Raw genomic sequence first — 25,038 nt, 5'->3', positions numbered from 1 at the left:
CCCCGACCCGCGCACCTCCCGCTGTCGGACCCACCTCCTACAGTGACGTTCACGATGAACATCACGCCAGAGAACGCCCGTGCGCTCCAGGACGAACTCCGCACCCGAGTCGTCCTGGACGAGCCCGGCCCGCCCCCGGGCACCGGTCACCTCACCGGTGTCGACGTCGCCTACGACGACGCGCGCGACCTCGTCGTGGCCGCCGCGGTCGTCCTCGACGCGGCGACGCTCGCGGTGGTGGAGGAGGCCACGGCCACCGGCCGCGTCCAGTTCCCCTACGTGCCAGGGCTGTTGGCGTTCCGTGAGATGCCCACCGTCCTGGACGCCCTCGGCAGGCTGAGCGCCGACCCGGGCCTGGTCGTCTGCGACGGCTACGGGCAGGCCCACCCGCGCCGCTTCGGCCTCGCCAGCCACCTGGGCGTGCTGACCGGCCTGCCCACCTTCGGCGTCGCGAAGAACCCCTTCGCCTTCACCTACGAACAACCCGGCCCCCGACGCGGGGACTCCACACCGCTCATCGACGACAGCGGCAACGGCGACCGCGCCGAGGTCGGCCGCGCCCTGCGCACCCAGGACGGCGTGAAACCCGTCTTCGTGTCCGTGGGACACCGGATATCGCTCGACAACGCCTGCGCGCACACGCTCCGGCTGGCCGCCGTCCACCGCCAGCCGGAGACCACCCGCCGGGCGGACTCGCTCTGCCGTCGAGTGCTGGCGGACACGAGCGACTGGGCAGCACGGAATTGAGTACGCGTACGGATGTGGAAATCGAACAGATCGGGACAGGGTGATGACATGACCGTAAGCACCATGGGCACCGCGAGGACCCGCACCACGCCCCCCGCCCGTACGACGCACGCCGTCCCGGAGTACTTCGAGGCGGTCACCGTCCACCGGGCGGGCCGCCGCATGGGCGTGTCCGTCCTGGCCGGTGTGCTGGCGATGTTCGGCTGGACGGGCGGCATGATCTACACGATCTCGGGCTGGATATCCGGATCCTGAACCCGTCCCGCCCGTCCCGCCCGTCCCGCCCGGGGCGTCCCCGCGTCCCCGCGTGGCCCGTGGCTCCTCACGCGGAAGTCGTGGCCGCCACCCGGAACCTGATCCCCGCCGCCTGCAACCGTTCCAGCAGCGCGTCGCCCATCGCCACCGTCGGCGTCACCTGCCCCGCGGTCGTGGGCAGACCGTCGAACGCCAGGCACAGCACGGACTCGGCGAGGATCTTCGCCGTCTCGCCGTAGCCGGGATCGCCGCCCGACACCTCGGTGTACACCCTGCGCCCGCCGCCCTCGCCGACGAACCGCACGGTGAACCAGCTCCGTGCCCGCCGCGCCTCGTCCGGCCCCGACCCCGGTGCGACCAGCGACCCCAACCGCGTGCGTGCCGCCGGGATCTGGGCCAGTGCCGCCACCGAGCCCACAGCCAGTACCCCGCCGACCGCGACGGGCAGCCGCTTCACCGCCGCGAAGTGCCGGTAGCGGAAGTCGGGCCCGTACCGTTCCAGGGCCGCCGCCGACCGCTCTACCACCTGGGCGTCGATCGTCGGCAGAGGCACCGCCCACGCGCCCAGTTCGCCGCTGCGGAACGGGGAGCCGAGCGGGGCGCGCACCTTCCGCCCGCCCGTCGGGCCCGGTTCCACCGCCCGCCGTTCGCGTGCCGCGCTCCGCATCTGCCTCCCCCGCCCCATCGCCCCCAGCGCCGACGCGAACGTCCCGCCGGAGAAGTGGGCGTTGCTGCGTACGAAACCGTCCAGCCGCAGCGGCACGCCTTCCGGCAACTGCCGTACCGTGAAGTACGCCCCCAGGTCGTGCGGCACGGAGTCGAAGCCGCATGCGTGCACCAGCCGTGCCCCGCTCTCGCGGGCCGCCCGGTCGTACGCCAGGTACATCCGGTCCACGAACTCCGGCTCGCCCGTCAGGTCGGCGTAGTCCGTCCCCGCCTGCGCGCACGCGGCGACGAGCCCTTCGCCGTACTGGAGGTAGGGTCCGACCGTCGAGGCCAGCACCCGCGTGCTGCGGGCCAGTTCCCGCAGGGAGGCCGGGTCGTCGGAGTCCGCCCGCAGCAACGGCAGCTTCGCACAGGCGGGGTCGACCGCCGCCAGGCTGTCCCGCAGCCGTTCCAGCTTCGCCGCATCGCGTCCCGCGAGGGCCCAGCGGCAGCCGTCGGGGGCGTGTGCGGCGAGGTACCGGGCCGTCAGTTCGCCGACGAAGCCGCTCGCTCCGAAAAGCACGATGTCGTACGGACGGTTCATGCCGTTCCTCCCCGGGTCGGGTGCACGTCTCGAAAGCCTGCTGCGGTCCCAGGCTAAGCGCTTGCTTGGCCAAAGGTCTTGTGCAGAGTGGAACACGTTCTTAGCATCACTGCTGTTACATCGGTTGTGTCACAGCGCTGGGGGCTTGATGGCAGGGACAGCGGGCACGAAGAGCGGCGGTGCCGAGGCCGGAGCCGGCGAGGGCCCACTCGCGGGGGTGCGCGTCGTGGAGCTGGCGGGGATGGGACCGGGCCCGTTCGCCGCCATGTGCCTGGCCGACCTGGGCGCCGACGTCGTACGGGTGGACCGCCCCGGAGGCGGGGCGCTGCGGGTCGACCCGGCGAAGGACCTCACCAACCGCAACAAGCGCTCCGTCCTCGTCGACCTGAAGGACCCGGGCGGGCCCGCCCGGGTCCTGGACCTGGTCGAACGCGCGGACATCCTCATCGAGGGCTTCCGGCCCGGAGTCGCCGAACGGCTCGGCATCGGCCCCGCCGCCTGCTTCGCCCGCAATCCCGGACTGGTGTACGGGCGGATGACCGGCTGGGGTCAGCGGGGCCCGCTCGCCCGGCGGGCCGGCCACGACGTCTCGTACCTCGCCCTCACCGGCACCCTCGGCATGATCGGCAGGCCCGACGAACCGCCGACCGTCCCCGCCAACCTGGTCGGGGACTACGCGGGAGGCTCCCTCTACCTGGTCATGGGCGTCCTCGCCGCGCTCCACCACGCCCGTACGCCGCACGGCACCGGCCAGGTCGTGGACGCGGCGATCGTCGACGGTGCCAGCCACCTCGCCACCATGCTGCACGCCATGCTCGCGACCGGCGGCTGGCAGGACCGGCGCGGAACGAACCTTCTCGACGGCGGCTGCCCCTTCTACGGCACGTACGAGACCTCCGACGGCCAGTACATGGCGGTGGGAGCGCTGGAGCCGCAGTTCTACGCCGAGTTCACCGCGCTGCTCGGCATCGCGGACCGAGCACCCGACCGGGGGGACCTCTCCCGCTGGGGTGAGTTGCGCGAGACCATCGAAGCCCGCTTCAGGGAGCGGACCCGCCAGGAGTGGACGGCGGTCTTCGAGGATTCCGACGCCTGCGTGGCCCCCGTCCTGTCCATGCGCGAGGCTCCCGCCCATCCGCATCTGGCCGCCCGCAGCACTTACGTCGAGCACGGCGGCATCACCCAGCCCGCACCCGCGCCGCGCTTCTCCGCGACGCAGGGCGGCATCGCACGCGGCCCCGCCCTGCCGGGGGCGGACACCGCCCAGGTGGCCGCCGACTGGGACGTACCGAGCCTGGCGAGGAGCACCGACGCGCCGGATCGGACGGAGGGCGACGGGCCGCAGCCGGCGGGGTGAGCCGCGCCGCCCCCGCGCCGCATCCGGGCCCGCACCGTCCAGCCGGAACGTCGCTGCCGGCAGCGACCGGCCAGATCGCAAAGGAAACGATGAAACGTCAGATCTTCTCCGCCGAGCACGAAGCCTTCCGGGCGACCGTCCGCACCTTCCTCGCCAAGGAGGTCCTGCCGCACTACGAGCAGTGGGAGAAGGACGGCATCGTCAGCCGCGAGGCCTGGCGTGCCGCCGGACAGCAGGGCCTCCTCGGGCTCGCCGTCCCCGAGGAGTACGGGGGCGGCGGGAACCCGGACTTCGTGTACAGCGCCGTGCTCGCCGAGGAGTTCACCCGGGCCGGAGCGGCCGGTCTCGCGATCGGCCTGCACAACGACATCATCGGGCCGTACCTCACCGGCCTCGCCACCGACGAGCAGAAGCGCCGCTGGCTCCCCGGTTTCTGCACCGGCGAGACCATCACCGCCATCGCCATGACCGAACCCGGCGCCGGCTCCGACCTCCAGGGCATCCGCACCGCCGCCGAGGACAAGGGCGACCACTGGCTGCTGAACGGCTCCAAGACGTTCATCTCCAACGGCATCCTCGCCGACCTGGTGATCGTCGTCGCCAAGACCTCCCCCGAGGGCGGCGCGAAGGGGCTCTCCCTGCTGGTCGTCGAGCGCGGCGCGGAGGGCTTCGAGCGCGGCCGCAACCTCGACAAGATCGGCCAGAAGGCCCAGGACACCGCGGAACTCTTCTTCCACGACGTCAAGGTCCCCAAGGAGAACCTCCTCGGCGAGCTGAACGGCGCGTTCCTCCACCTGATGACCCACCTCGCCCAGGAGCGCATGGGCATCGCGGTCGCCGGGATCGCCGCCGCCGAGCACCTCCTGGAGATCACCACCCAGTACGTGAAGGAGCGCGAGGCGTTCGGCCGGCCGCTTGCCAAGCTCCAGCACATCCGGTTCGAGATCGCGGAGATGGCCACCGAGTGCGCGGTCACCCGAACGTTCCTCGACCGGTGCATCGTCGATCACAGGGACGGACAGCTCGACGCCGTCCACGCCTCGATGGCCAAGTGGTGGGCCACCGAACTCCAGAAGCGCGTCGCCGACCGCTGCCTCCAGCTGCACGGCGGCTACGGCTATATGTCCGAGTACCGGATCGCCAGAGCCTTCACGGACGGCCGCATCCAGACCATCTACGGCGGCACGACCGAGATCATGAAGGAGATCATCGGCCGGTCCCTGCTCGGCTGACCCACTTCCCTCGCTCCGAACCCTCCCCGAAAGGCAGATGTCTTGAGCACCGAAGCGTACGTGTACGACGCGATCCGCACCCCGCGCGGACGCGGCAAGGCCAATGGCGCCCTGCACGGAACCAAGCCGATCGACCTGGTGGTCGGCCTCATCCACGAGATCACGGCCCGCTTCCCGGACCTGGATCCGGCCGCCATCGACGACATCGTCCTCGGCGTCGTCGGCCCGGTCGGCGACCAGGGCTCCGACATCGCCCGCACCGCCGCGATCTCCGCCGGGCTCCCCGACACGGTCGCCGGCGTCCAGGAGAACCGCTTCTGCGCCTCCGGCCTGGAAGCCGTCAACCTGGCGGCGATGAAGGTCCGCTCGGGCTGGGAGGACCTGGTTCTCGCGGGCGGCGTGGAGTCCATGTCCCGCGTCCCGATGGGTTCCGACGGCGGAGCCTGGTTCAACGACCCGATGACCAACTACGAGAACGGCTTCGTCCCCCAGGGCATCGGCGCCGACCTCATCGCCACCATCGAGGGCTACACCCGCCGCGATGTCGACGAGTACGCCGCCCTCTCCCAGGAGCGGGCCGCCACCGCGTGGAAGGACAACCGCTTCGCGCGCTCGGTCGTCCCCGTGCGCGACCGCAACGGCCTGCTGATCCTCGACCACGACGAGCACATGCGCCCCGGCACCACCGCCGACTCGCTGGCCGCCCTCAAGCCCTCCTTCGCCGCCATCGGCGAGATGGGCGGCTTCGACGCGGTCGCGCTCCAGAAGTACCACTGGGTCGAGGCGATCGACCACGTCCACCACGCGGGCAACTCCTCCGGCATCGTCGACGGCGCGGCCCTCGTCGCCATCGGCACCAAGGAGGTGGGCGAGCGCTACGGGCTGACCCCCCGGGCCCGGATCGTCTCCGCCGCCGTCTCCGGCTCCGAGCCCACCATCATGCTCACCGGACCGGCCCCGGCCACCCGCAAGGCGCTCGCCAAGGCAGGACTGACCATCGGCGACATCGACCTCGTCGAGATCAACGAGGCGTTCGCTGGCGTCGTCCTGCGCTTCGCCCAGGACATGGGCCTCTCCCTCGACAGGATCAACGTCAACGGCGGGGCGATCGCCATGGGCCACCCGCTGGGCGCCACCGGAGCGATGATCCTGGGCACCCTCGTCGACGAACTGGAGCGCCAGGACAAGCGCTACGGCCTCGCCACCCTGTGCGTCGGCGGCGGCATGGGCGTCGCCACCGTCGTCGAGCGCGTCTGAACCTCGTCCCGCCACCCCCTTTACGGAGAAGCCAGAACATGAGCGAGTCCACCACCATCCGCTGGGAACAGGACGAGACCGGCGTCGTCACCCTCGTACTCGACGACCCCGACCAGTCCGCGAACACCATGAACGCCGCCTTCAAGGCCTCCATCGCGGCGATCGCCGACCGCGCCGAGGCCGAGAAGGACTCCATCCGCGGCATCATCTACACCTCCGCGAAGAAGACGTTCTTCGCGGGCGGCGACCTCAAGGACATGATCAAGGTCGGCCCGGAGAACGCCCAGCAGGCCTTCGACACCGGCACCGCCATCAAGAACTCGCTGCGGCGCATCGAGACCCTCGGCAAGCCCGTCGTCGCCGCGATCAACGGCGCCGCCCTGGGCGGCGGTTACGAGATCGCCCTCGCCTCGCACCACCGCGTCGCCCTCGACGCGCCGGGCTCCAGGATCGGCCTGCCCGAGGTCACGCTCGGGCTGCTCCCCGCGGGCGGCGGCGTCACCCGCACCGTACGGCTCATGGGCATCGCCGACGCGCTGCTCAAGGTGCTGCTCCAGGGCACCCGGTACAGCCCGCGGCGCGCACTGGAGAACGGCCTCGTCCACGAGGTCGCGGCGACCCCCGAGGACATGCTCGCCAAGGCCCGCGCCTTCATCGACGCCAACCCCGAGTCGCAGCAGCCGTGGGACGTCAAGGGCTACAAGATCCCCGGCGGAACCCCGTCCAACCCGCGCTTCGCCGCGAACCTCCCGGCCTTCCCCGCGAACCTCAAGAAGCAGACGGGCGGCGCCCACTACCCCGCCCCGCGCAACATCCTGGCCGCCGCCGTCGAGGGGGCGCAGGTCGACTTCGAGACCGCGCTGACCATCGAGGCCCGCTACTTCACCGAGCTGGTCACGGGCCAGGTCGCCAAGAACATGATCCAGGCGTTCTTCTTCGACCTCCAGGCGGTCAACTCCGGTGCGAGCCGCCCGTCGGGCGTCGAGCGCCGCAAGGTCCGCAAGGTCGCCGTGCTCGGCGCGGGCATGATGGGCGCCGGAATCGCCTACTCCTGCGCGCGGGCCGGTATCGAGGTCGTCCTCAAGGACGTCTCCGCGGAGGCCGCCGCCAAGGGCAAGGCGTACAGCGAGAAGCTTCTCGCGAAGGCGCTGAGCCGGGGCCGCACCACCGAGGCCGGGCGCGACGAGCTCCTCGCCCGCATCACCCCCACCGCCGACCCCGCCGACCTCGCGGGCTGCGACGCGGTGATCGAGGCGGTCTTCGAGGACACCGGCCTCAAGCACAAGGTGTTCCAGGAGATCCAGGACATCGTCGAGCCGGACGCGCTCCTGTGCTCCAACACCTCCACCCTCCCCATCACGGGTCTCGCGGAGGGCGTCTCGCGCCCTGTCGACTTCATCGGCCTGCACTTCTTCTCGCCCGTCGACAAGATGCCGCTCGTCGAGATCATCAAGGGCGAGCGGACCGGCGACGAGGCCCTGGCCCGTGCCTTCGACCTGGTCCGCCAGATCAAGAAGACCCCGATCGTCGTCAACGACAGTCGCGGCTTCTTCACCTCGCGCGTGATCGGCCAGTTCATCAACGAGGGCGTCGCGATGGTCGGCGAGGGCGTCGAGCCCGCGTCCGTCGAACAGGCCGCCGCCCAGGCCGGCTACCCGGCGAAGGTCCTCTCGCTGATGGACGAGCTGACCCTGACGCTGCCGCGCAGGATCCGCAACGAGACGAAGAAGGCCGTCGAGGAAGCGGGCGGCACCTGGCCCGGCCACCCCTCGGACGCGGTCATCGACCGGATGGTCGACGAGTTCGGCCGCCCGGGGCGCAGCGGGGGCGGCGGCTTCTACGAGTACGACGAGAACGGCAAGCGCACGAGGCTGTGGCCGGGACTGCGTGAGCACTTCGGCGCGAACAAGGAGATCCCCTTCCGCGACATGCAGGAGCGGATGCTCTTCGCGGAAGCCCTCGACACGGTCCGCTGCTTCGAGGAGGGCGTCCTGACGTCCGTCGCCGATGCCAACATCGGCTCCATCATGGGCATCGGCTTCCCCGCCTGGACCGGCGGTGCGATCCAGTACATCAACGGTTACGAGGGCGGGCTGCCCGGATTCGTCGCCCGCGCACGGGAGCTGGCGGCCACGTACGGCGACCGCTTCCAGCCGCCGGCCCTGCTCGTGGAGAAGGCGGAGAAGGGCGAGAGGTTCAGCGACTGAGACCTCGGGCCACGGGTCGCGTTCGGCGGCGCGGCGAGGGTTACCGCTCGTCGACGAACGCGGCCCGCAGTTCCTCCTTCAACGACCGCTGGAACGCGGTGACCAGCGCTTGGAGCACCATCGGCTGCATGTGCGCCGACAGCGACTTCATGGCCTCCACATGCTCGGGATCGGACTCCCGCTCCCGGTAGGGGCTCCACACCTCGTCGCGGAACAGATGCGTCAGGGCCTGCGCCGCGGACCGGGTGTGCTCCAGGAGAATGGTGCGAGCGGCGAGGATCGTCTCGTGGGCGATCGGTACGCCGAGCAGCTGCACACCGAGCGCGAGCAGCCCCGGATCCACCCGGAAGGCGTCCGGAGCATCGGCGCGCTCCAGTACGTTCATGGCGGCCAGCCGGTCGATGTCGCCGTCCGAGAGCGCCCGGCCCGCCCGGCGCTCCAGCTCCGCACGGGTGGTGTCCTCCGCCGAGTCCGGCGCCCAGGACGCCACCACCGCACGGTGGATGGCCAGATCGTGCGCGCTCAGCCCCGGCGGCAGCTGGCTCAGGTAGCGCTCGATGGCGGCCAGCGTCATCCCGTGGTGCTGCAACTCCTCGATGAGGGCCAGACGGGACAGGTGCTCCGGCCCGTAATGACCGACCCGGCGGGGGCCGATCACCGGGGGCGGCAGGAGGCCCTTGGTGCTGTAGAAGCGGACCGTCCGCACCGTGACGCCGGCCCGCGCCGCAAGTTCGTCGACCGTGAGGGTCGGCTCGTCCGTGCCGGTGGTCGTCGTCATGGCGGTGTCCCGTTCTTCGCGCGCGCGGTGATCCGGTGCAACAGTATTGCTGTCTCACCACGTGCTGTCACACCAAAAGGGCTCACCCGTTCTGACCAGCAAGAACGGCGGAAACCCTGGTCCGGTGGCACGGTGAGGAGCAGGAGGAGCACATGGCCAGGACGCGCGGCCTGAAGGTACGCCGGATCAGTCGGGACGAAGAGACGTCGGCCTCCCTCATTGCCCAGGACGAACGGATCGATGCGTACGCCGATACGAACGGCATCGAACTGGTTGATGACGTCGAAGACGCCACCGTTTCAGGCAAGGTCAACCCAGACAAGAGGAAGCCACTGGGAAAGTGGCTGAAAGAGCCGCTGCTCAGCCGGTGGGATGTCCTGATCTTCACGAACCAGGACCGGATCACACGGGATGAAGAGCCCCCGGTATGCACCGGGGGCTCTGGGGCACTCGACACAGCATCGACCGGGTCGCTGAAGCCGCTGGTCTAACAGGTCGGCGGCGTCAGTAGTCCTGTGTCACCTGTCACAGGTCAGGAGATCTTCCACAGCTGGTTGGCGAACCCCTCCGGGTAGCAGGGATACACGCGTACCGTGCCAGGACCGGTCACGGACGTCAGGCACTTGCCGTCCCATGTCTTCAGGGTGGACATGCCGTCACGCACCGGGGTGATCTTCCATTTCTGGTCCGGCTTCCCCTCAGTACACACGAAAGCGATTGCCGTTTCACCGGCGGGGGTCAGGCACGGTCCGCCGCTCCAATGAATGGTGGACGTGCCGTCACCCAGCGAAGTGACCTGCCACTTCTGATTCCCATAACCCTCAGTGCAGTTGCCGAGGTCTACGTGGGTTTCTCTGTATCCGGTCAGACACGACCCGGCGTAATCCTGAATAGTGGACGCCCCTGCGGCACCAGCAGGGCTTGCGGTCGCAAGGGCAAGCGCGGCAGCCCCGGCGGCCACCGATACCTTCATCCGGACAGAGGGCACAGATGTCTCCCAGGAGTTGGAACCGATCCCGTCCCGCACGCGAGACGGCTCACGCATCCGCAAGGGCCGAGTGGGCCGGATGGTGACTGTGTGCTTACGTCAAACTGCGAGCTGTAACGGTGTCTGGACATTCGCGCCTGGCCGTGACGAAGCTAAACGGCGTAGAAGTCGTCCTGACAGCCACTCAATCGAAGGTGCCGGGAACCGGGGTTCACCCCTGGGGAGACCAGGGCCAAAGCCTTGCTGGCCGCGGGACTTAGGTCCCTCCGCGGTGGGCCTCCGGCGTAGCATCTCGCCATGTCATCAGGAGAGATCAACGTCTTCGTCGTCCTCGGTGGGTTGCTACTTGGGACGCTCGTTGTCGCGTGCTTCCGGCTTGGCCGCATCGTCACCGAGTTGCAAAAGCTGAACGCGTACAGGGCTGCTGAGTTCGTTCACTCGGCTAGGAACTCCGACCGGATGGACAGTCGATGACTCTAGAGGCGCAGCGGTTCGTTACGGCAGCCTCTCACCCGAAAGTGCCGCGAGTCTGCTTCGCACCCGGGAAATCCTTGGCCTGGGGGAGATCCTTGACCATCGCTGCGTACACGGGGGAGTCGTCGGCAGGCTTGAACTCGTCGACCCTCCGGTATCCCCAGGTCTCGTAGAGCTGGACGACCTTTGGGTGCCCAGTTTCGACTTGGAGCGACGCGACTCGTGCTTCCACGGGCGCGAGCAGCGCATCGTGGATCGGTTTGGCCCGGCCGGTCCCCTGCCAGCGGGGGAGAACCATGAGTTCGGAGAGGGCAAACACAGGCCCTCGGAGATCGCTGGGGCGTGTGCTCCCGGCCCACCACCCTCCGGGCTTGAGTACCGCGCCGTAGGCGAAACCAACCGGGCCTCCGTCTTCCCAGCCGAAGATGCAGCGCCAGTTCTCGCGGGACGACCAACGGTCCAGGAAGTACGTCCAGCGCTCACGCCCATGAAACGGGTCGGGATTGGAGGCGTACACCTCGTCATGGATGTCCAGCAGCAGCGACCGTACGTCTGGTGCGTCGGCGTGCCTGTACCGCTTCAGGTCCATTGACGAGACTCCTCGATCCACTCGACAACTTCTGATGCCTTCGATCCGGAGCGGAGCAAGTGAGCGCGTCCGGTGACCAGGACGTTAGCGGCCCTCTTTGATCCGTATCCAGGAGGTAGCAGGGCTGATGCCTGCCGCGCGGTCGAGCAAGCTAGCTCAAGTTCACCCTGCCTGGCCTGCGCCAGAGATAGGTGAGCGGTGAAGAGAGCCCGGTTACGCGTTAGGTCCTCGGGGATTGCGGACAGGGTTTGATGCAGGCACGACTCCGCCCGACCGTGCTGACCCATGGCGGACCAGAGGTACGAAGACAGGGCATTGAACTCCGCGGGCGTGTAGAAGTCGATCCACGCCGATCTCTTGCCGGTCCCCGCACGCATGAAGTGCTTCTCTGCCAGGGAAAGAGCACGCAACGACTCCGCAGGATGGTGCAACCGCGCCAGCGCGTTCGCATGACGCATGTGGGCGAGAGACGTGAAGAGAGGGTCACGGCGTGCTGCCGTCGAACGCTTCATCACCTCGGCGCTGGCAGCGGCTTCGGAGTGGTTCTCGCGCATGCTCGAAGCGAGCATTAGGTGATCCCATACGCGGTACACGGTTTGGCTGTCGCGGGACAGGCCGGCGAGGGTCATCGCTCGGTCCAGGTGAGTACGTGCCCGCTGGGGGGCTCGTGCATCGATGGCGGCGAAGGCCGCCGCAGCCATCGCGTTTGAAGCGAGTCGGTGAAGCATGTCCCTCACGCGACCGGACGCCGCAGCGGTCGACAACGCGGATTGGACTCGCATGCCCAGCTCGACGGCCAGGTCCTCCACTCGGCGCGTGCCCCCGACGACCTGGTCCTGTCCCAGGATGTACGTGTAGTCCAGGTTGAAGCGCTCAACGTCGCTGATACCGAGGCGTCTACGCGGTACATGGGGAGCGGCGAGGGCCACGCCGATCCCTCCTACTGCCTTGCCGAATTGGCGACGTTGCACGGGGCCTTCCTCCGATGGTGCGCGAGTCTTCTTGCGCCGGGGGACGAACCCTAGAGCCTCAGAGGTCGAGTCCAGAACCTCTTCGATGCAGAGCCGGATGCGGGCCTGCGGCCACTTGGTCTCATGTCGCAGCCAGCGACGTACGTCGGCGTCGGTCACTGAGCCGTACGAGCCGGTAAGCCGTTCCACTGCGAGGTTGATTTCCCTGGCTAACTCCGCCTGTGAGAGGCCGAGTTGCTTCGTTCGCGCTTGGAGCTTGACGTTGGCGTACACGACACGAAGGTAGCGCTCAGCTACCGGGACGCGACAGCGCGAAGGTAAAAAACACCGGGGTTGTGCGCTGAGGTCTCACTTGATTTCCCCTGTCGCGGGAGTCAAAGCGGTCGTTCACTAGGTGCTGTCAGAAGCCCGGGGCAGCACCTCGAAGGAGACGTTCATGACGGAGACGAAGTCCTGGGACGACCTGCACCAGGAGGGCATGGGCCCGACGCAGGTGGTGGACTTCCTGCGAGCGCCCACCGACATCGAGGACGGTGTCAGGGCCCGAACGGCGCGTGCTGGGCTGATCGGTAAGGAAGACCGGAAGTACCACGTACTTCTGGGGGAGCGGGCCCTCCGAACGAACATCGGTGGTAGCGCAGTGATGCGGGCCCAACTCCGGCACGTTTTGGACTCGTTCGAGCTCCCGGGCGTCACGCTTGGGATCATTCCGAGTCGTGCACCGCTCAGTCTCTACCCCGGCAACAGCTTCGGCGTCTTCGACGACGAATGCGTCGAGATTGAGCTGTACGGGCCGTCCTCGACTTGCAGGGAGGACGAGCAAGTCGTGCGTTACAAACGGGCGTTCGCGCTTTTGAAGCAGTCGGCCGTGTACGGCGACGATGCCAAGGCTCTGGTGCGTGCGGAGTTGGACGCCATCGAGGGGCGGGAGTCGGGTGAGACCGGATGACGAAGCTCGACGAGAACAAGATCCCCGTAGGGCCGTTGGGCATGTCTGGTGCGTTTCGGGTACCGAGCGAACTCAAGCTCGGTGACGTCGTGCACCTTCACGGCGGGTTCTACCCGATCGAGGACATGGGGCAGGGACGCGGCGGGGCCCGAGTGCTGCACCTTCGGGGCCGGGAGCCGTACTACGTGTCCGATCCCGTGTTGGCCTACCGGCAGATCAACTTCGAAGGACTCATGGGGTACCGGTTGCTCCCCACGGTCTCTCGCTCGTAGACCAACCAGGAGCGCGTCTTGCACGAGAGCGGCGACGTTGTGAGGGATGAGATCAGGTGCCAGACCGGAACCGTCCGAGCGGTGAACGGGGACGTGCTCACCGTGGTGAGTCCCGCCGGCCTCGAATGGAGAGCCATGAGCCACCACCTCCGTCCCCCGAGCCGGGAGGAAGCGAAGGCGTTCGGAACGCGGACCAAGCTTCGGGGCCCGGAGTCTCGGACGCAGCGCTGACGTTCGTGGTCGCGTTCATCGTCGGCGTCTTCCTCGTGGCCATGATTCTTCATCGGAACTAACCCACAGACTCCCTCCTTCGGTTTCGGGTCCGGACAGCTCCAGACCGAAGAAGGGGCAAGCCCCACCCCAGCAAGATGCCTCCACTGGTTCCCCTACCAGTACGCATAGCCCTCGCTGGGGGTGGCTTCATCCGACTGTTCCCTACCGAGAGGATCGATCATGGGTGACCACAAGAAGCCGCCGCCGCAGGAACCGCCGAAGGGCCCGCCCGGCGACACGGACGGCAAGTCGGACACTGTCGGAGGCGGAGACCCCGGAACCCATCGCAAGGACGGCAAGTGACTGAGTTCGACTTCGGCCCGCTCCGTCAGGGTCTCTCTCGGTCGTTGGAGGCGGTTGGTGCATTCCGTGAGCCATGGCTTCGAACCGTCTTCGACAAGGTGCCTCGCCACCTGTTCGTACCGGACACTGTCTACACCTGGTCTGGTGAGCGCTGGTGCCCTCTGCGGCGAGATGACGACCCCGAACAGTGGGGCCGCCTGATCTACGACCCGGACGGGGCGGGCGTAGTCACACAGGTAAATGAGGGCAAAACCGATGAGGACGGCTGCGGGCTGGTTCCCACGAGTTCGCTCAGCTCAGTCGGCGCTGTTCTCGAAATGCTGCACTCCCTCGATCCCCGGCCGGGCGAGCCTGTCTTGGAGATCGGCACAGGGACCGGCTACAACGCGGCACTCCTGTGTGAACGCGTGGGCCAGGACCACGTGGTCACGATTGAAGTCGATGAAGGCGTAGCCCTCGCAGCCAGGCGACGCCTGCGGCACTGTGGGTACAGCCCCCATGTGGTCGTCGCGAACGGGGAGAACGGGTTCGCCCCTCGTCGGCCGTATCCCCGGGTGATGTCCACAGCCTCTGTACGCCAGATCCCTGCGGCGTGGCTGGAGCAGATGGAAGCCGATGGGGAGCTGGTCACACCATGGCTCCCGAACCACCGCGGCGTGGGGCTGCTGTGGCTTCGCAAGAAGGACCGCAACACTCTGAAGGGGTGGGTGCACGGCACCAACACCTTTATGCCTGTCCGTGGCCAGAGGATCGAACGCCCGGACCTGACGGGACTCTGGAACGAGACCCACACCAAGGCGGTGCAGCTCGACAGGGTCATCTCCATGGACGACGTGGATCACCACGGCGGCTTCGTCCTCGCAGCAACCCTCCCCGGCATCTCGTCCTTCCGTCAGGACGACGGGTGGTTCCTTGTCACTCTCGACCGCTCGCAGTGGTGCCGCGTCTCATGCGACAGCTCCGTAGTCGAGTACGGAGAAGGGGACCTCGCCTCTCGGCTGGAGTCGGCACTGAAGTGGTGGAGGGAGCGTGATCGTCCGAAGTACCACGACTTCGGCGTGACCGTGGGGCGCAAGTCAGCGTCGGAGACCTCCCTCACCGTTTGGTACGACGACGGAGACGAAACACCAGTCCCTCAGTTCTGAGAGGGCAGCACCACCCGTAAGCGCATTGCAGTTCTTCCGACCAACGCAAGGAGGAGCACGATGACAACAGCAGTGAAGACGCGGGTCCGCGACCCGAAGGTCATCCTGAACGCGCTCGAAGCGCGGGTTCCCCACCTGGTTTCAGACGTCGGCGCTGCCGACCTCTGGGAGCGTGAGGTGGCCCTACTGCTTCGTGACAGCGTCGCTGTGCGGAGCCTGGCAGAACGCATCCTCGGCCAGGGGATCGCCTACCTGATGACCGCCATGGAGAACCCCGGCGTAGATATCGGCGTGGGTGCCACGGTCGACATCGGCGTCCATCAGCTCATCCTCGACACCCCCCTCTACTTCGCCTTGTGCGACGAGTACAACGGAGGGGTCTACAAGCACCACGCGCCGTTGGTCGAGAGGCGCTGCGACGGCACCGTGATGCGGACGGCTGACTTCATCCGTGGGAACGGATTCGAGGTCGACGAAGAGCTGTGGTCGGTCGACGCTGCCGAGTGCTCCTCCTGCGACAACAAGGTCCCCGACAGTCACTGACGGACCGGTACAGTGCCCCCTCCCTGGCACCTAATGGGGCGGGGGTTCTGTCGGTTCTCCCGCCAGCACAGAGGAAGATTCGTTGCCTGCACAGCACGACATCACAGCCGAACGAGAGCTTTGGGACACCTACGCCGGGAGCGCCTTTAAGGCCGAAGCAGAGCCGGTTTTCAACTGGACGCAGTACGCCGGTCATGGCCCCGGCCCGGAACTCCTGGGAGAACCCGAAAGTGTTCTGGAGATTGGCTGCGGCACTGGTCGCGCGCTGGCATATCTTGCGAGGCAGGGCATCAAAGCAACTGGTCTAGACCTCTCGCCGGTTATGGTCGAGAAGGTCTCGGAACGCTGGAAGTCCACCGGGGCAAAGTTCGTCTGTGCTGAGGTTCTGGACTACCTAGCAGAAACACCTGAAACGTTCGACGCGATCTACAGCATCTTCGGTGCAGCCTGGTTCACAGATCCCGTCAAGCTGTTCCCTTTGGTTGCGGAGAGTCTCCGTCCAGGCGGAGTACTGGTCTTTTCCCATCCGCCGGCCATCCCCGGCGCGTACGGTCCGCAGGGCATGTACAAAGGCGGGTTCGCAGGTAAAGCGATGTTCACGTACCGGTACAGCTACACCCCGCGGAAGTGGGAGAACATCTTGCTGCGCTCCGGATTCGTTGAAGCTGACGCACGGGTACTGGAAGCCCGCGAAGAGGGACACATCGGCACGCTGATCGTGAAGGCAAGAAGCCCACGCCGTGGAGAACGGAAAGCGCCATGAAAGAGGAGCCGCTGTCGGCTTGGCTTAAACGACGGGACGAGAAGATCGGTCTCCTGCGAGAGGTCTTCATCGACGGCGAAGGGCGACGTCGGGCTACACACGTTCATCCGGACAAGCCACGAGCGATTGAGCAGTGGAACGGCCACGCGTGGGAGCTGCTTACCGTCGTGCCGAACCTCGCTGCGGCCAAGCAGGTCATGTATCCGGAGTCGGCCAAGACTTCGAACGAGTCGGCATCCGCGCCACTGAAGGTGAGCACCGGTCGGCACCGGAAGCCGCCCCGAAGCTGATCAGGGGACAGAACACACCAGCTCAAACCACATGTACACCTTTGGTGTCGTAGACCGTATGGATGTCTCACCACTGTGGTGAAAGCCCCGCTCCCGCGTCCGGGCTCCGTCCCCTCCGGGTGCTGCGCCCCGCGTGGGCAGCACCGGGAACGGCAAGGCGCCACCGCAGGGGTGCGGACGCACCCCGCGCACGCGACCGTGGGGACGGACCGGCACCCGATTGCCCCGCGCTCGGGTCAGCTCACTTCGCCGAGGCCACCACCGGGTAGTGGTCGCTCAGGTTCGTGTACGTGTACGAGGTGCCCCAGCTGGAGACCGTCCACGGCACGCTCCGCTCCTTGACGACGTGGTTCGTCCAGCCGGACGCGGGCCGGGCGTGGCCGGTCCGGTGCAGGACGAAGTCCAGGTCCTCGCGCGGATCGGTCGGGTAGCGCTCGGCGGCTATCGAGTTGTCGGCGGTGTCGAAGGAGTACGGGTGGCCGGTACGGGAGGAAGCGTCGTCGAGTCCGCCGTCCCGGAGCATCGAGGCGTACTCGGAGCTGTGCGAGTCCACGTTGAAGTCACCGGCGACCATGACCTGTTCGCCCGCCGGGATCTTCTTGGCGTCGAGGAACGCGTCGATCTGCCGCAACTGCGCGCTCCGCCTGGCCGCCGCCTCGCCGGCCCTGCAGCCCGGGTCGGTCGACTGGAGGTGGGTGCCCACCACGTGCACCCTCGTGCCGTTCACGTTCAGCACCACGTACGCGAAGCCCTTGTTGGAGTACCAGTCGCTGCCGCACGCCTCCTTGAAGACGAACTGCTCCTTGCGCACGATCGGCCACTTGCTGTAGACCGTCACCCCGCCGTCCTCCGGCGTCGTCGCCGCGTACGAGCCGCCGGTCGCGTCCCAGCCGGTCCTGCCGCGTCCCACCACGGGTGTCTGGTACGGGTACTGGGCCGCGGCGTGGCGACCCAGCGCGTCCGAGGACGCGTTGTCGAAGAGCTCTTGCAGGACCACGACGTCGTTTCCCTGGAAGAAGGGCGCGGCGGGAATCGCCTTCGCGCGGAAGTCCTGGCCCCAGTTGGGGTAGAGGTTCTTGCTGAAGAGGAAGGCGTTGTACGCGAGGACCTGGAGCTTCGGCACGTCGTGGGACGCCGGGGCCGCGGCAGCGGACGGGACGGACGTGGCCAGCGCCGCGATCGCGGACAGAGTGGCGACGGCGGCGGCCCGTCGACGCGAGGGGATCGACACAGAGTTCTCCCGTGAGTGGTGGGAAGCGAGAGGCGCGTGAGGTGCAGGGCGAGCAGTGCGGCACATCGGCTCGAAACGACCGGTGCGAACGGCCGATGCGAGACGAAAGAAGCGGTACGACCCGTGCGGAACAAGCCGGTGCCGCACATCAAAGCAGCACCAGTTACTTCCCGGTAGACACCGCGCGTCACGCATCTGTCGTCGCGGCCACCACCGCGCCAACTCCACCGATCACGCGCACTTCTCCTCCACACGGCTCCCTCTCGGCGCCCCGCGCGCTCAGCGCCACGCGTGCAGCCGCCGCCCCAGCTCCACCATCCGTCCCGCCGCCTCGCGCGACGTGCTGAACGAGGTCAGGTCGGTCCCGCGGGAGAACCGCTTCACCGTGATGGCCCGCGCCGACGCGAAGGCCCGCAGCCCCTCCGCCCCGTGGATCCGCCCGTACCCCGACTCCCCGGAGCCCCCGAACGGCAGCCCCGGCACTGCCGCGTACCCCAGCACCGACCCCACCGACACCGACCCGGCGTCCAGCCGTCCGGCCACCGCGAGCCCCTCCTTGCGTGAGCCGGTGAAAACCGTCGCCCCCAGTGAGTACGCCGACGCGTTCGCCCGCTCGACGGCTTCGTCCAGGTCGCGTACGGCGTTCACCGCGACCACCGGTCCGAAGGTCTCCTCCCGCATCGCCGCGGTGTCCTCCGGCACCCCGACCAGCACCACCGGGTGCACGAAGGGTGAGCGCAGCGACTCCGGACCGCCCAGCGGCGCGTGCGCTCCCGCCGCGAGGGCCTCCTTCATGTGCCGTTCCACCACGGCCAGTTGGGACGGAAGCGTCAGCGGACCGTACGCCTCTCCGGGCTTCAGCTCCCGGGCCTTGCGCACGATCCGTTCCACGAGTTCCGCGTGCACCGACTCCACCGCGTACACGCGTTCCACGCCCGCGCAGGTCTGTCCCGCGTTCGACATCGCACCCCACACGGCGGCGTCCGCCGCCGCCTCCAGGTCGGCGTCCGGACCGACAAGCAGCGCGTCCTTGCCGCCGCACTCGGCGAGCAGCGGCGTCAGCGACCGCGCGCAGACCTCCGCGACCTTCCGCGCCGTGCCCGGCGACCCGGTGAACGCCACCTTGTCGACGCCCGCCTCCGCCAGCGCCGCCCCGGTCGCCCCGAAGCCGGTCACGACCGTGAACAGCTCGGCGAACTCCGGCGGCACGGCGTCCGCGAACGACGAAGCAAGCAGTTCGCCGACCCCGGGCGTGAGTTCGGACGGCTTGAAGACCACGCCGTTGCCCGCGGCGAGGGCGTAGCCGATCGAGCCCATCGGCGTGTGCGCCGGGTAGTTCCACGGGCCGATCACCCCGACCACGCCCACCGGTTTGTACGCCAGCAGCGCCCGCTGCCCGAGTGCGGTGGCCCCCGACGGGATCCGCCGCCGCCCCAGCACCCTGCGCGCGTGACGAGCCGCCCAGTCCAGGTGGATGAGGACGAGCAGCACTTCGGTGCGGGCGTCGTGCAGCGGCTTGCCGGTCTCGGCGGACACCGCCTCGGCCACCTCGTCCATCCGCCGGGCCAGTGACCGCTTCCACGCCAGCAGTGCGGAACGCCGCCCGTCCCATCCGGCCGCCGCCCACCGGCGGGCCGCGGCCCTGGACCGCACGACTGCCGCCCGCACCTCCTCGGGGCCGTGCACCGGGTACGTGCCGAGGACGGAGCCGTCGGCGGGTGAGCGGGACTGGAAGGTCTTGTCCGAGGGGGAAACGGCGGGCATGTTCGCATCACTCCAGTGGCAGCGGTTCCGGCGGGCGCTCGACGCGCGGTGCGGGCACCCACAGCCTGCACCCCGGCCGGGCTCGAACACCAGACCGCCACCGCCGACCGCCACCGCCGGCCGCAGCCGTCCGACCGCAGCCGTCCGACCGCAGCCGTCCGGCCGCGCCCGCCCCCCTGCCGCCCCGCCCGCGACGCCTGGAAGAGGCGGATCATCGGTCACCCCGGCACAAGGGCGCGCCGCCTCCCACTGGCACCGGGCACAGCCAGTGGGAGACGTGCGTTCGCTGAGTCTGACGATGCGTCAGACTCAGTGCTCGTGGATGGTGTTCGTCTCGGCGATCTTCTTCCACGACTTGGGCGCGACCGGCTCGGCAGCGGACCGCGGAGCGATCCGCGCCTGCGCGGCGGCCGGGGCCGACGGCTTCGACGGCTGGAACAGCCAGGTGTCGAAGAGCTCCGCGAGCGGCTTCTTCGAGAGCTTCTCCGCGTACTTGACGAAGTCGGACACCTTCGCGTTGCCGTACGCGTACTGCTGCGGCCAGCCCTTGAGGATCCGGAAGAACGCGTCGTCGCCGACCTCGTTGCGCAGCGCCTGGATCGCCATCGCGCCCCGGTCGTACACGGCGATGTGGAACTGCTTGTCCGGGCCCGGATCGCCCGGCTCGACCTGCCAGAACGGGTCCTCGGCGGGGCGGGAGGAGTACGCGTGGTCGGCCAGCTCCTGCGCCGTGCCCTCACCCTCCTTCTCCGACCACAGCCACTGGCTGTACCGCGCGAAACCCTCGTTGATCCAGATGTCCTTCCAGTGGTGCACGGACACGCTGTCCCCGTACCACTGGTGCGCCATCTCGTGCACGACCACCGAGACGTTCGCCCCGTTGGCGAACTGGCGGGGGCTGTAGAACGGCCGGGTCTGCGTCTCCAACGCGTAACCGCTGGTCACGTTCGGGACGTAGCCGCCGATCGCGTTGAAGGGGTACGGGCCGAAGATGCCCTCCAGCCACTCGGTGACCTCGGCGGTGCGCTCGACGCTCGCCCTGGCCGCCCCGCCGTGGTCGCCCAGGTCCTTGCTGTAGGCGTTGAGGACCGGCAGGCCGGAGGCCGTCCTGTCCGTCGTGACATCGAACTTGCCGACGGCGAGGGTTGCCAGGTAGGACGCCTGCGGCTTGTTGGACCGCCAGGCGAAACGGGTCCAGCCCAGTTTGGAACTCTGCGACTGCAGAACGCCGTTGGAGATCGCCTGGCTGCCGTCCGGCACCGAGACCGACACGTCGTACGTGGCCTTGTCGAGCGGATGGTCGTTGCTCGGGAACCACCAGGCGGCCGAGTCCGGTTCCTGGGCCGCGACGCCGCCGTCCGGAGTGCGGTGCCAGGCGGTGAATCCGCCGATCCTCACCTCGGACGGCTTGCCCGCGTAACGGACCACCACCGAGATCGACCTGCCCTTCTCCAGCGGTGCGGCCGGCGTGACCACGAGTTCCTGCTCGCCCTCCTTCGCGAACGTCGCGAGCCTGCCGTTCACCCGTACCTCGCTGACGTCGAGGCCGAGATCCAGGTGGAAGCTGGACAGGTTCTGCTTCGTCGTGGCGAGGATCGTCGCCGTGCCCTCCAACAGGTCCGTGGCCGGCTGGTACTTCAGCCGCAGGTCGTAGTGCGACACGTCGTAGCCGCCGTTGCCGCTGGCCGGGTAGTAGGGGTCGCCGATGCCCGGGGCGCCGGGGGCGAAAGATGCCGCGGACGCGGGGACCGCCAGCAGCAGGGTGGCCGCGGCGAGTACGCCCGGGGCGAAGATTCTGCGGTGCACGAGTGCTCCAAGAGGTCGGAGGATGCGATCTGTCGGCACTCTATTGAGCCCCTCTTCCACCAGTCATGTCCATGGTTGCTCCTGTCACGCGATTGCCATGCGGCCGACATGCGACCCCGCGCCCCTTTTGGCGGCACCCCGCGCTTCCCGCCCGCTACTGCCCTCTTTTGCGCGGGAGTTGACCGCGTTACCGTCCGGCCATGTCGATACCAGCGCGAGCCCCGCGCCCGAAGCGGAGAACGCTCGTCCCCATGACCGTGGCCGCCATGACGGCCGTCCTCCTGGCCCCGGCAGGCGCGGCGCAGGGCACACCGCAGGTGGCCGGCCCGGCCGCTGTCCAGGACGCCGCGCTCGCGCAGCAGGCGGCCCGGCCCACCGAGAGCAGGCCCGTCTACGCGTACGACAGGGCCGTCCGCGAGACCGTCTGGGTCGACACCCGCGTCGACGGCGACAAGGACGGGAAAACCGACCGGGTCGCCGTGGACGTCGTCCGCCCCCGTGAACTCGACGGCACCGGCCGCCGCATCCCGGTGATCATGGACGCGAGCCCGTACTACGCCTGCTGCGGGCGCGGCAACGAGAGCCAGAAGAAGACGTACGACAGCGCGGGCAAACCGGTCCAGTTCCCGCTGTTCTACGACAACTACTTCGTCCCGCGCGGCTACGGCTACGTCGCCGTCGACTTCACCGGAACCAACCGCTCCGACGGTTGCGTCGACATCGGCGGCCGCTCCGAGATCGCCTCGGCCAAAGCCGTCGTCGACTGGCTGAACGGCCGAGGCCAGGGCTACACCACCCGCACCGGTGACAGCCGTACCCACGCCCACTGGTCCAACGGCAGCACCGGCATGATCGGCAAGAGCTGGGACGGCACCGTGGCCAACGGCACGGCCGCCACCGGCGTCAAGGGCCTCAAGACCATCGTGCCGATCGGCGCGATCTCCTCGTGGTACGACTACTACTTCCAGCAGGGCGCCGACCTCTACGACGGGGGTCCCGACGACCTCGCCGGATACGTCGAGTCCAAGGACGCGGCCCCCCGCTGCAAGGCGGTGAAGAAGCAACTCGCCGACGGCGCACCGCTCAACGGGAACCGGACCCCGCTGTGGGAGGAGCGCGACTTCGTCCCCGACGCGCGCAAGGTGCGGGCCAGCGTGTTCGCCGTGCACGGCATGCAGGACCTCAACGTCCGCATGAACCACTTCGGCAAGTGGTGGGACGCCCTCGCGAAGCAGGGGGTCGACCGCAAGGTGTGGCTCTCGCAGACCGGCCACGTCGACCCCTTCGACTTCCGGCGCGCGGAATGGGTGAAGACCCTGCACCGCTGGTTCGACCACGAACTCATGGGCTACGCCAACGGCATCGACCGCGAGCCGATGGCCGACATCGAGCGCGCCCCCGACCAGTGGACCACCGACAAGGTCTGGCCGCCGCGCGGCACCGACTCCACCAAGGTCCGCCCGCACCAGGGCAGTTCGGCAGGCGTCGGCGTCCTCGGTCTGAAGCGCGCCAAGCCCGGCAGCACCGAGACCTTCACCGACGACCCGCGGCTGGACGAGACCGCCTGGGCGGCGAAGATCGACACCGGCACCCCGGAGAAGGCCGGCTTCGCCACCCGGCCGCTGAGCCGTGACCTGCGTCTCTCCGGTTCCTCCAAGGTCACCCTCCAGGTCACCCCCTCCACCACCAGCGCCCACCTCAGCGCCGTCCTTGTCGACCTCGGACCGGACACCATCCGCAACTACGGCGCGCGGGGCGAGGGCATCACGACCCTCCCCGAGCGCACCTGCTGGGGCCCGAGCACCCCGGGTGACAGCTCCTGCTTCAAGGAGACGCGGGCCGACACCACCACCGTCGACTTCACCGTCTTCAGCCGCGGCTGGGCGAGCCTCGCCCACCACCGGGGCGACGGAAGGGCCCGCCCGGTGACGCCCGGAAAGAGGTACGAGATCACCGTCGACCTCGCGGCCACCGACCACGTCGTCCCCGCCGGACACCGGCTCGCCCTGATCGTCGCCGGCACGGACGCCGGACTGGTCGAAGCCCCGGACACCCGCCCGATCCTCGGTGTCGACCTCGCCGGCACCTCGGCGAAGCTGCCCTTCGTCGGCGGTGAACGCGCCTTCGCCCGCGCCACCTCCGGCCACGCCGCCGCGGCCCCGCTGTCGCCGGGCGCACGCGACGGGGTACAGGTGCCGCAGGACCTCTCCCGGATGCCGGGGACGGCGCCTGCCGACACCGGCACGGACCGGACCCGGTTCCTCCTGCCGGGAGCCGGACGATGAGGGCCCGCGCCCTCGCGGCGCTCCTGTCCACCGCCGCCCTCGCGGTACCGCTCCTGGGAGCAGGCCCCGCCCAGGCCGGTGACACCGGACGCACGCCACCGCCGCGTACCGGCTTCGAATCCTCCCAGGGCGCCCGCTGGACCAGCCTGGCCGAGGAGCAGGACTTCCTCGCCGCCGTCGACCGCGCGAGCGCGCGCACCTCGGTGTCCACGATCGGCACCACGAAGCAGGGCCGTCCGCTCCAACTCGTCCGCATCGGCGAACGCCCGCGCACCGGGTCCACCGTGCTCCTGATATGCAGCCAGCACGGCAACGAGCCGGCGGGCCGCGAAGCCTGCCTCAGCAAGGTCCGCGACCTCGCCCACGCCCGCGACCACCGGACCCGGGAATTCCTCAGCAGGACCACGGTCCTCGTCGTCCCCACCGCCAACCCGGACGGCCGCGCGGCCGACACCCGCGGCAACTCCGACGGCACCGACATCAACCGCGACCACATCGCCCTGGCCACCGCCGAGGGCCGCGCGCTGGCCGCCGTCCTCCGTGACCACAAGCCGGACCTGGTCTACGACCTGCACGAGTACGGGGGCACCCCGCCGTACTACGACAAGGACCTCTTCGACCTGTGGCCGCGCAACCTCAACACCGACCCGCACGTGCACAACGAGGCGAAGAAGCTCTCGGCCGACCACGTACGGCCCGCCGCCCACGCCTCCGGCTTCAGCACCGGCACGTACGGCATCTGGACGGACCCGGTCACCGGTGCGCCGATGAAGCAGGTCGCCGGTGACGGCCAGGAGCGCATCCTGCGCAACGCCTCCGGAATCAAACACTCCGTCGGGCTGCTCATCGAGAGCCGCGTCGACGCGCTGAGCGACGCCGAGAAGAAGGACCGGTCGCTCAACCAGCGTCGCCGGGTCGCCTCCCACGCCGCGTCCCTCGACGGTGCGCTCGACTACGTCGCCAAACGTCGCGGCCGGATCGAAGCGGCCACGGGAAGGGCCCGGCTCGTCGGGTACGCCGACCGGGGTCCCGTGTACCTGGGCGGCGCCGACAACGATCCGGCCGAACCCTCGGAGATCCTCGCCGACCCGCCGTGCGGCTACCGGCTGACGGACGCTCAACTGGCTGCCGTCGGCGACGAACTGACGCTGCACGGGGTCGGGTTCAGAAAGGTGCGAGGGGGTGCGCTCGTCACTCTGCGGCAGTCCCAGCGGAACCTCGTCCCGCTCCTCCTCGACGAAAGGGCCGCCTACCGCCTGACAATTGGCCAACGGACGACGCTCTGTTAGCAGATCGTGACGTGCGACATG

At 68.9% G+C, this 25,038-nt stretch carries 24 protein-coding genes; 17 read left to right on the top strand and 7 right to left on the bottom strand.

The genetic code is table 11. The features are described from left to right. The first annotated feature begins 54 nt into the window (after window positions 1–54). Window positions 55–747, top strand: a complete 693-nt coding sequence (locus ACQPZG_RS06280; RefSeq protein WP_433544829.1) for an endonuclease V — start codon at window positions 55–57, stop codon at window positions 745–747. Between the two features lie 48 nt (window positions 748–795). Then, entirely contained in the window at window positions 796–1,002 is a 207-nt protein-coding gene (gene mmpA / locus ACQPZG_RS06275) for a morphogenic membrane protein MmpA (RefSeq protein ID WP_433544828.1), read from the top strand. A gap of 67 nt (window positions 1,003–1,069) precedes the next feature. Here mmpA and ACQPZG_RS06270 read toward each other — a convergent pair whose 3' ends face one another. Next, a complete protein-coding gene (locus tag ACQPZG_RS06270) occupies window positions 1,070–2,251 on the bottom strand; it encodes a saccharopine dehydrogenase family protein (RefSeq protein ID WP_433544827.1) in 1,182 nt (393 codons plus the stop codon). A gap of 148 nt (window positions 2,252–2,399) precedes the next feature. Between ACQPZG_RS06270 and ACQPZG_RS06265 the strand changes: the two genes are divergently transcribed. The 4 genes from ACQPZG_RS06265 to ACQPZG_RS06250 all read left to right on the top strand — a co-directional run bounded on the left by ACQPZG_RS06265 (window position 2,400) and on the right by ACQPZG_RS06250 (window position 8,304). Further along, a complete protein-coding gene (locus ACQPZG_RS06265; protein ID WP_433544826.1) occupies window positions 2,400–3,608 on the top strand; it encodes a CaiB/BaiF CoA transferase family protein in 1,209 nt (402 codons plus the stop codon). Between the two features lie 89 nt (window positions 3,609–3,697). Next, window positions 3,698–4,840 carry an acyl-CoA dehydrogenase family protein gene (locus tag ACQPZG_RS06260; protein WP_433544825.1) on the top strand — a complete coding sequence of 381 codons (1,143 nt, stop codon included), beginning with the start codon at window positions 3,698–3,700 and terminating at the stop codon, window positions 4,838–4,840. Window positions 4,841–4,882: 42 nt separating this feature from the next. Further along, a complete protein-coding gene (locus tag ACQPZG_RS06255) occupies window positions 4,883–6,097 on the top strand; it encodes an acetyl-CoA C-acetyltransferase (RefSeq protein WP_433544824.1) in 1,215 nt (404 codons plus the stop codon). 38 nt (window positions 6,098–6,135) lie between these two features. Beyond that, entirely contained in the window at window positions 6,136–8,304 is a 2,169-nt protein-coding gene (locus ACQPZG_RS06250; protein ID WP_433544823.1) for a 3-hydroxyacyl-CoA dehydrogenase NAD-binding domain-containing protein, read from the top strand. A 40-nt stretch (window positions 8,305–8,344) separates the two neighbouring features. On the opposite strand, the gene ACQPZG_RS06245 is transcribed toward ACQPZG_RS06250, so the two are convergent. Then, complete coding sequence (locus ACQPZG_RS06245; protein ID WP_433544822.1) at window positions 8,345–9,082, bottom strand: MerR family transcriptional regulator; 738 nt, start codon at window positions 9,080–9,082, stop codon at window positions 8,345–8,347. A gap of 152 nt (window positions 9,083–9,234) precedes the next feature. Between ACQPZG_RS06245 and ACQPZG_RS06240 the strand changes: the two genes are divergently transcribed. Both ACQPZG_RS06240 and ACQPZG_RS06235 read left to right on the top strand, forming a co-directional pair. Continuing rightward, the gene (locus tag ACQPZG_RS06240; protein WP_433544821.1) at window positions 9,235–9,573 is read left to right on the top strand and encodes a recombinase family protein; all 339 of its coding nucleotides are present in this window, start codon (window positions 9,235–9,237) and stop codon (window positions 9,571–9,573) included. A gap of 794 nt (window positions 9,574–10,367) precedes the next feature. Further along, the gene (locus ACQPZG_RS06235; protein ID WP_433544820.1) at window positions 10,368–10,544 is read left to right on the top strand and encodes a hypothetical protein; all 177 of its coding nucleotides are present in this window, start codon (window positions 10,368–10,370) and stop codon (window positions 10,542–10,544) included. 34 nt (window positions 10,545–10,578) lie between these two features. On the opposite strand, the gene ACQPZG_RS06230 is transcribed toward ACQPZG_RS06235, so the two are convergent. Together ACQPZG_RS06230 and ACQPZG_RS06225 are read right to left on the bottom strand one after the other, a co-directional pair. Continuing rightward, window positions 10,579–11,133, bottom strand: coding sequence for a GNAT family N-acetyltransferase (locus ACQPZG_RS06230; RefSeq protein ID WP_433544819.1), 555 nt, complete (start codon window positions 11,131–11,133; stop codon window positions 10,579–10,581). After that, window positions 11,124–12,377: an XRE family transcriptional regulator gene (locus ACQPZG_RS06225; protein WP_433544818.1), complete on the bottom strand. Its 1,254-nt coding sequence runs from the start codon at window positions 12,375–12,377 to the stop codon at window positions 11,124–11,126. The genes ACQPZG_RS06230 and ACQPZG_RS06225 overlap by 10 nt, the downstream gene beginning before the upstream one ends. Before the next feature lie 163 nt (window positions 12,378–12,540). On the opposite strand from ACQPZG_RS06225, the gene ACQPZG_RS06220 reads away from it, so the two are divergent. The 7 genes from ACQPZG_RS06220 (at window position 12,541) to ACQPZG_RS06190 (ending at window position 16,642) form a co-directional block, all read left to right on the top strand. After that, entirely contained in the window at window positions 12,541–13,053 is a 513-nt protein-coding gene (locus tag ACQPZG_RS06220) for a DUF5753 domain-containing protein (RefSeq protein WP_433544817.1), read from the top strand. Next, complete coding sequence (locus ACQPZG_RS06215) at window positions 13,050–13,325, top strand: hypothetical protein (RefSeq protein WP_433544816.1); 276 nt, start codon at window positions 13,050–13,052, stop codon at window positions 13,323–13,325. Before ACQPZG_RS06220 ends, ACQPZG_RS06215 begins: the two co-directional genes overlap by 4 nt. Before the next feature lie 453 nt (window positions 13,326–13,778). Further along, the gene (locus tag ACQPZG_RS06210) at window positions 13,779–13,901 is read left to right on the top strand and encodes a hypothetical protein (RefSeq protein WP_433544815.1); all 123 of its coding nucleotides are present in this window, start codon (window positions 13,779–13,781) and stop codon (window positions 13,899–13,901) included. Further along, window positions 13,898–15,046, top strand: a complete 1,149-nt coding sequence (locus ACQPZG_RS06205; RefSeq protein ID WP_433544814.1) for a methyltransferase domain-containing protein — start codon at window positions 13,898–13,900, stop codon at window positions 15,044–15,046. Before ACQPZG_RS06210 ends, ACQPZG_RS06205 begins: the two co-directional genes overlap by 4 nt. Window positions 15,047–15,106: 60 nt before the next feature. Further along, window positions 15,107–15,589 carry a hypothetical protein gene (locus tag ACQPZG_RS06200; protein WP_433544813.1) on the top strand — a complete coding sequence of 161 codons (483 nt, stop codon included), beginning with the start codon at window positions 15,107–15,109 and terminating at the stop codon, window positions 15,587–15,589. Between the two features lie 82 nt (window positions 15,590–15,671). Continuing rightward, window positions 15,672–16,352, top strand: coding sequence for a class I SAM-dependent methyltransferase (locus ACQPZG_RS06195; RefSeq protein WP_433544812.1), 681 nt, complete (start codon window positions 15,672–15,674; stop codon window positions 16,350–16,352). After that, window positions 16,349–16,642: a DUF6087 family protein gene (locus ACQPZG_RS06190; protein ID WP_433544811.1), complete on the top strand. Its 294-nt coding sequence runs from the start codon at window positions 16,349–16,351 to the stop codon at window positions 16,640–16,642. The genes ACQPZG_RS06195 and ACQPZG_RS06190 overlap by 4 nt, the downstream gene beginning before the upstream one ends. A 241-nt stretch (window positions 16,643–16,883) precedes the next feature. Here ACQPZG_RS06190 and sph read toward each other — a convergent pair whose 3' ends face one another. From sph to ACQPZG_RS06175, 3 genes are all read right to left on the bottom strand, one after another. Continuing rightward, entirely contained in the window at window positions 16,884–17,939 is a 1,056-nt protein-coding gene (gene sph, locus ACQPZG_RS06185; protein ID WP_433544810.1) for a sphingomyelin phosphodiesterase, read from the bottom strand. A 213-nt stretch (window positions 17,940–18,152) separates the two neighbouring features. Further along, entirely contained in the window at window positions 18,153–19,637 is a 1,485-nt protein-coding gene (locus ACQPZG_RS06180; RefSeq protein WP_433544809.1) for an aldehyde dehydrogenase family protein, read from the bottom strand. Between the two features lie 309 nt (window positions 19,638–19,946). Then, entirely contained in the window at window positions 19,947–21,443 is a 1,497-nt protein-coding gene (locus tag ACQPZG_RS06175) for a M1 family metallopeptidase (RefSeq protein ID WP_433544808.1), read from the bottom strand. Window positions 21,444–21,694: 251 nt separating this feature from the next. Here ACQPZG_RS06175 and ACQPZG_RS06170 point away from each other — a divergent pair, with 251 nt between their 5' ends. Continuing rightward, window positions 21,695–23,728 (top strand): Xaa-Pro dipeptidyl-peptidase, encoded by a 2,034-nt coding sequence (locus ACQPZG_RS06170; RefSeq protein WP_433544807.1) that lies wholly within the window; start codon window positions 21,695–21,697, stop codon window positions 23,726–23,728. Continuing rightward, window positions 23,725–25,017: a M14 family metallopeptidase gene (locus ACQPZG_RS06165; RefSeq protein WP_433544806.1), complete on the top strand. Its 1,293-nt coding sequence runs from the start codon at window positions 23,725–23,727 to the stop codon at window positions 25,015–25,017. Before ACQPZG_RS06170 ends, ACQPZG_RS06165 begins: the two co-directional genes overlap by 4 nt. Window positions 25,018–25,038 lie beyond the last annotated feature (21 nt).

This window comes from Streptomyces sp. CA-294286, assembly GCF_050947155.1.
Classification (GTDB): Bacteria; Actinomycetota; Actinomycetes; order Streptomycetales; family Streptomycetaceae; genus Streptomyces.
This window is presented reverse-complemented; position numbering and strand designations above follow the sequence as displayed.

Excerpts from the sequence above, each read along its gene's own strand:
- ACQPZG_RS06280 (WP_433544829.1), top strand. The coding sequence starts at position 55 with ATGAACATCACGCCAGAGAACGCCCGTGCGCTCCAGGACGAACTCCGC.
- mmpA (WP_433544828.1), top strand. The coding sequence starts at position 796 with ATGACCGTAAGCACCATGGGCACCGCGAGGACCCGCACCACGCCCCCC.
- ACQPZG_RS06270 (WP_433544827.1), bottom strand. The coding sequence starts at position 2,251 with ATGAACCGTCCGTACGACATCGTGCTTTTCGGAGCGAGCGGCTTCGTC.
- ACQPZG_RS06265 (WP_433544826.1), top strand. The coding sequence starts at position 2,400 with ATGGCAGGGACAGCGGGCACGAAGAGCGGCGGTGCCGAGGCCGGAGCC.
- ACQPZG_RS06260 (WP_433544825.1), top strand. The coding sequence starts at position 3,698 with ATGAAACGTCAGATCTTCTCCGCCGAGCACGAAGCCTTCCGGGCGACC.
- ACQPZG_RS06250 (WP_433544823.1), top strand. The coding sequence starts at position 6,136 with ATGAGCGAGTCCACCACCATCCGCTGGGAACAGGACGAGACCGGCGTC.
- ACQPZG_RS06245 (WP_433544822.1), bottom strand. The coding sequence starts at position 9,082 with ATGACGACGACCACCGGCACGGACGAGCCGACCCTCACGGTCGACGAA.
- ACQPZG_RS06240 (WP_433544821.1), top strand. The coding sequence starts at position 9,235 with ATGGCCAGGACGCGCGGCCTGAAGGTACGCCGGATCAGTCGGGACGAA.
- ACQPZG_RS06235 (WP_433544820.1), top strand. The coding sequence starts at position 10,368 with ATGTCATCAGGAGAGATCAACGTCTTCGTCGTCCTCGGTGGGTTGCTA.
- ACQPZG_RS06230 (WP_433544819.1), bottom strand. The coding sequence starts at position 11,133 with ATGGACCTGAAGCGGTACAGGCACGCCGACGCACCAGACGTACGGTCG.
- ACQPZG_RS06220 (WP_433544817.1), top strand. The coding sequence starts at position 12,541 with ATGACGGAGACGAAGTCCTGGGACGACCTGCACCAGGAGGGCATGGGC.
- ACQPZG_RS06215 (WP_433544816.1), top strand. The coding sequence starts at position 13,050 with ATGACGAAGCTCGACGAGAACAAGATCCCCGTAGGGCCGTTGGGCATG.
- ACQPZG_RS06210 (WP_433544815.1), top strand. The coding sequence starts at position 13,779 with ATGGGTGACCACAAGAAGCCGCCGCCGCAGGAACCGCCGAAGGGCCCG.
- ACQPZG_RS06200 (WP_433544813.1), top strand. The coding sequence starts at position 15,107 with ATGACAACAGCAGTGAAGACGCGGGTCCGCGACCCGAAGGTCATCCTG.
- ACQPZG_RS06190 (WP_433544811.1), top strand. The coding sequence starts at position 16,349 with ATGAAAGAGGAGCCGCTGTCGGCTTGGCTTAAACGACGGGACGAGAAG.
- sph (WP_433544810.1), bottom strand. The coding sequence starts at position 17,939 with ATGTGCCGCACTGCTCGCCCTGCACCTCACGCGCCTCTCGCTTCCCAC.
- ACQPZG_RS06180 (WP_433544809.1), bottom strand. The coding sequence starts at position 19,637 with ATGCCCGCCGTTTCCCCCTCGGACAAGACCTTCCAGTCCCGCTCACCC.
- ACQPZG_RS06170 (WP_433544807.1), top strand. The coding sequence starts at position 21,695 with ATGACCGTGGCCGCCATGACGGCCGTCCTCCTGGCCCCGGCAGGCGCG.
- ACQPZG_RS06165 (WP_433544806.1), top strand. The coding sequence starts at position 23,725 with ATGAGGGCCCGCGCCCTCGCGGCGCTCCTGTCCACCGCCGCCCTCGCG.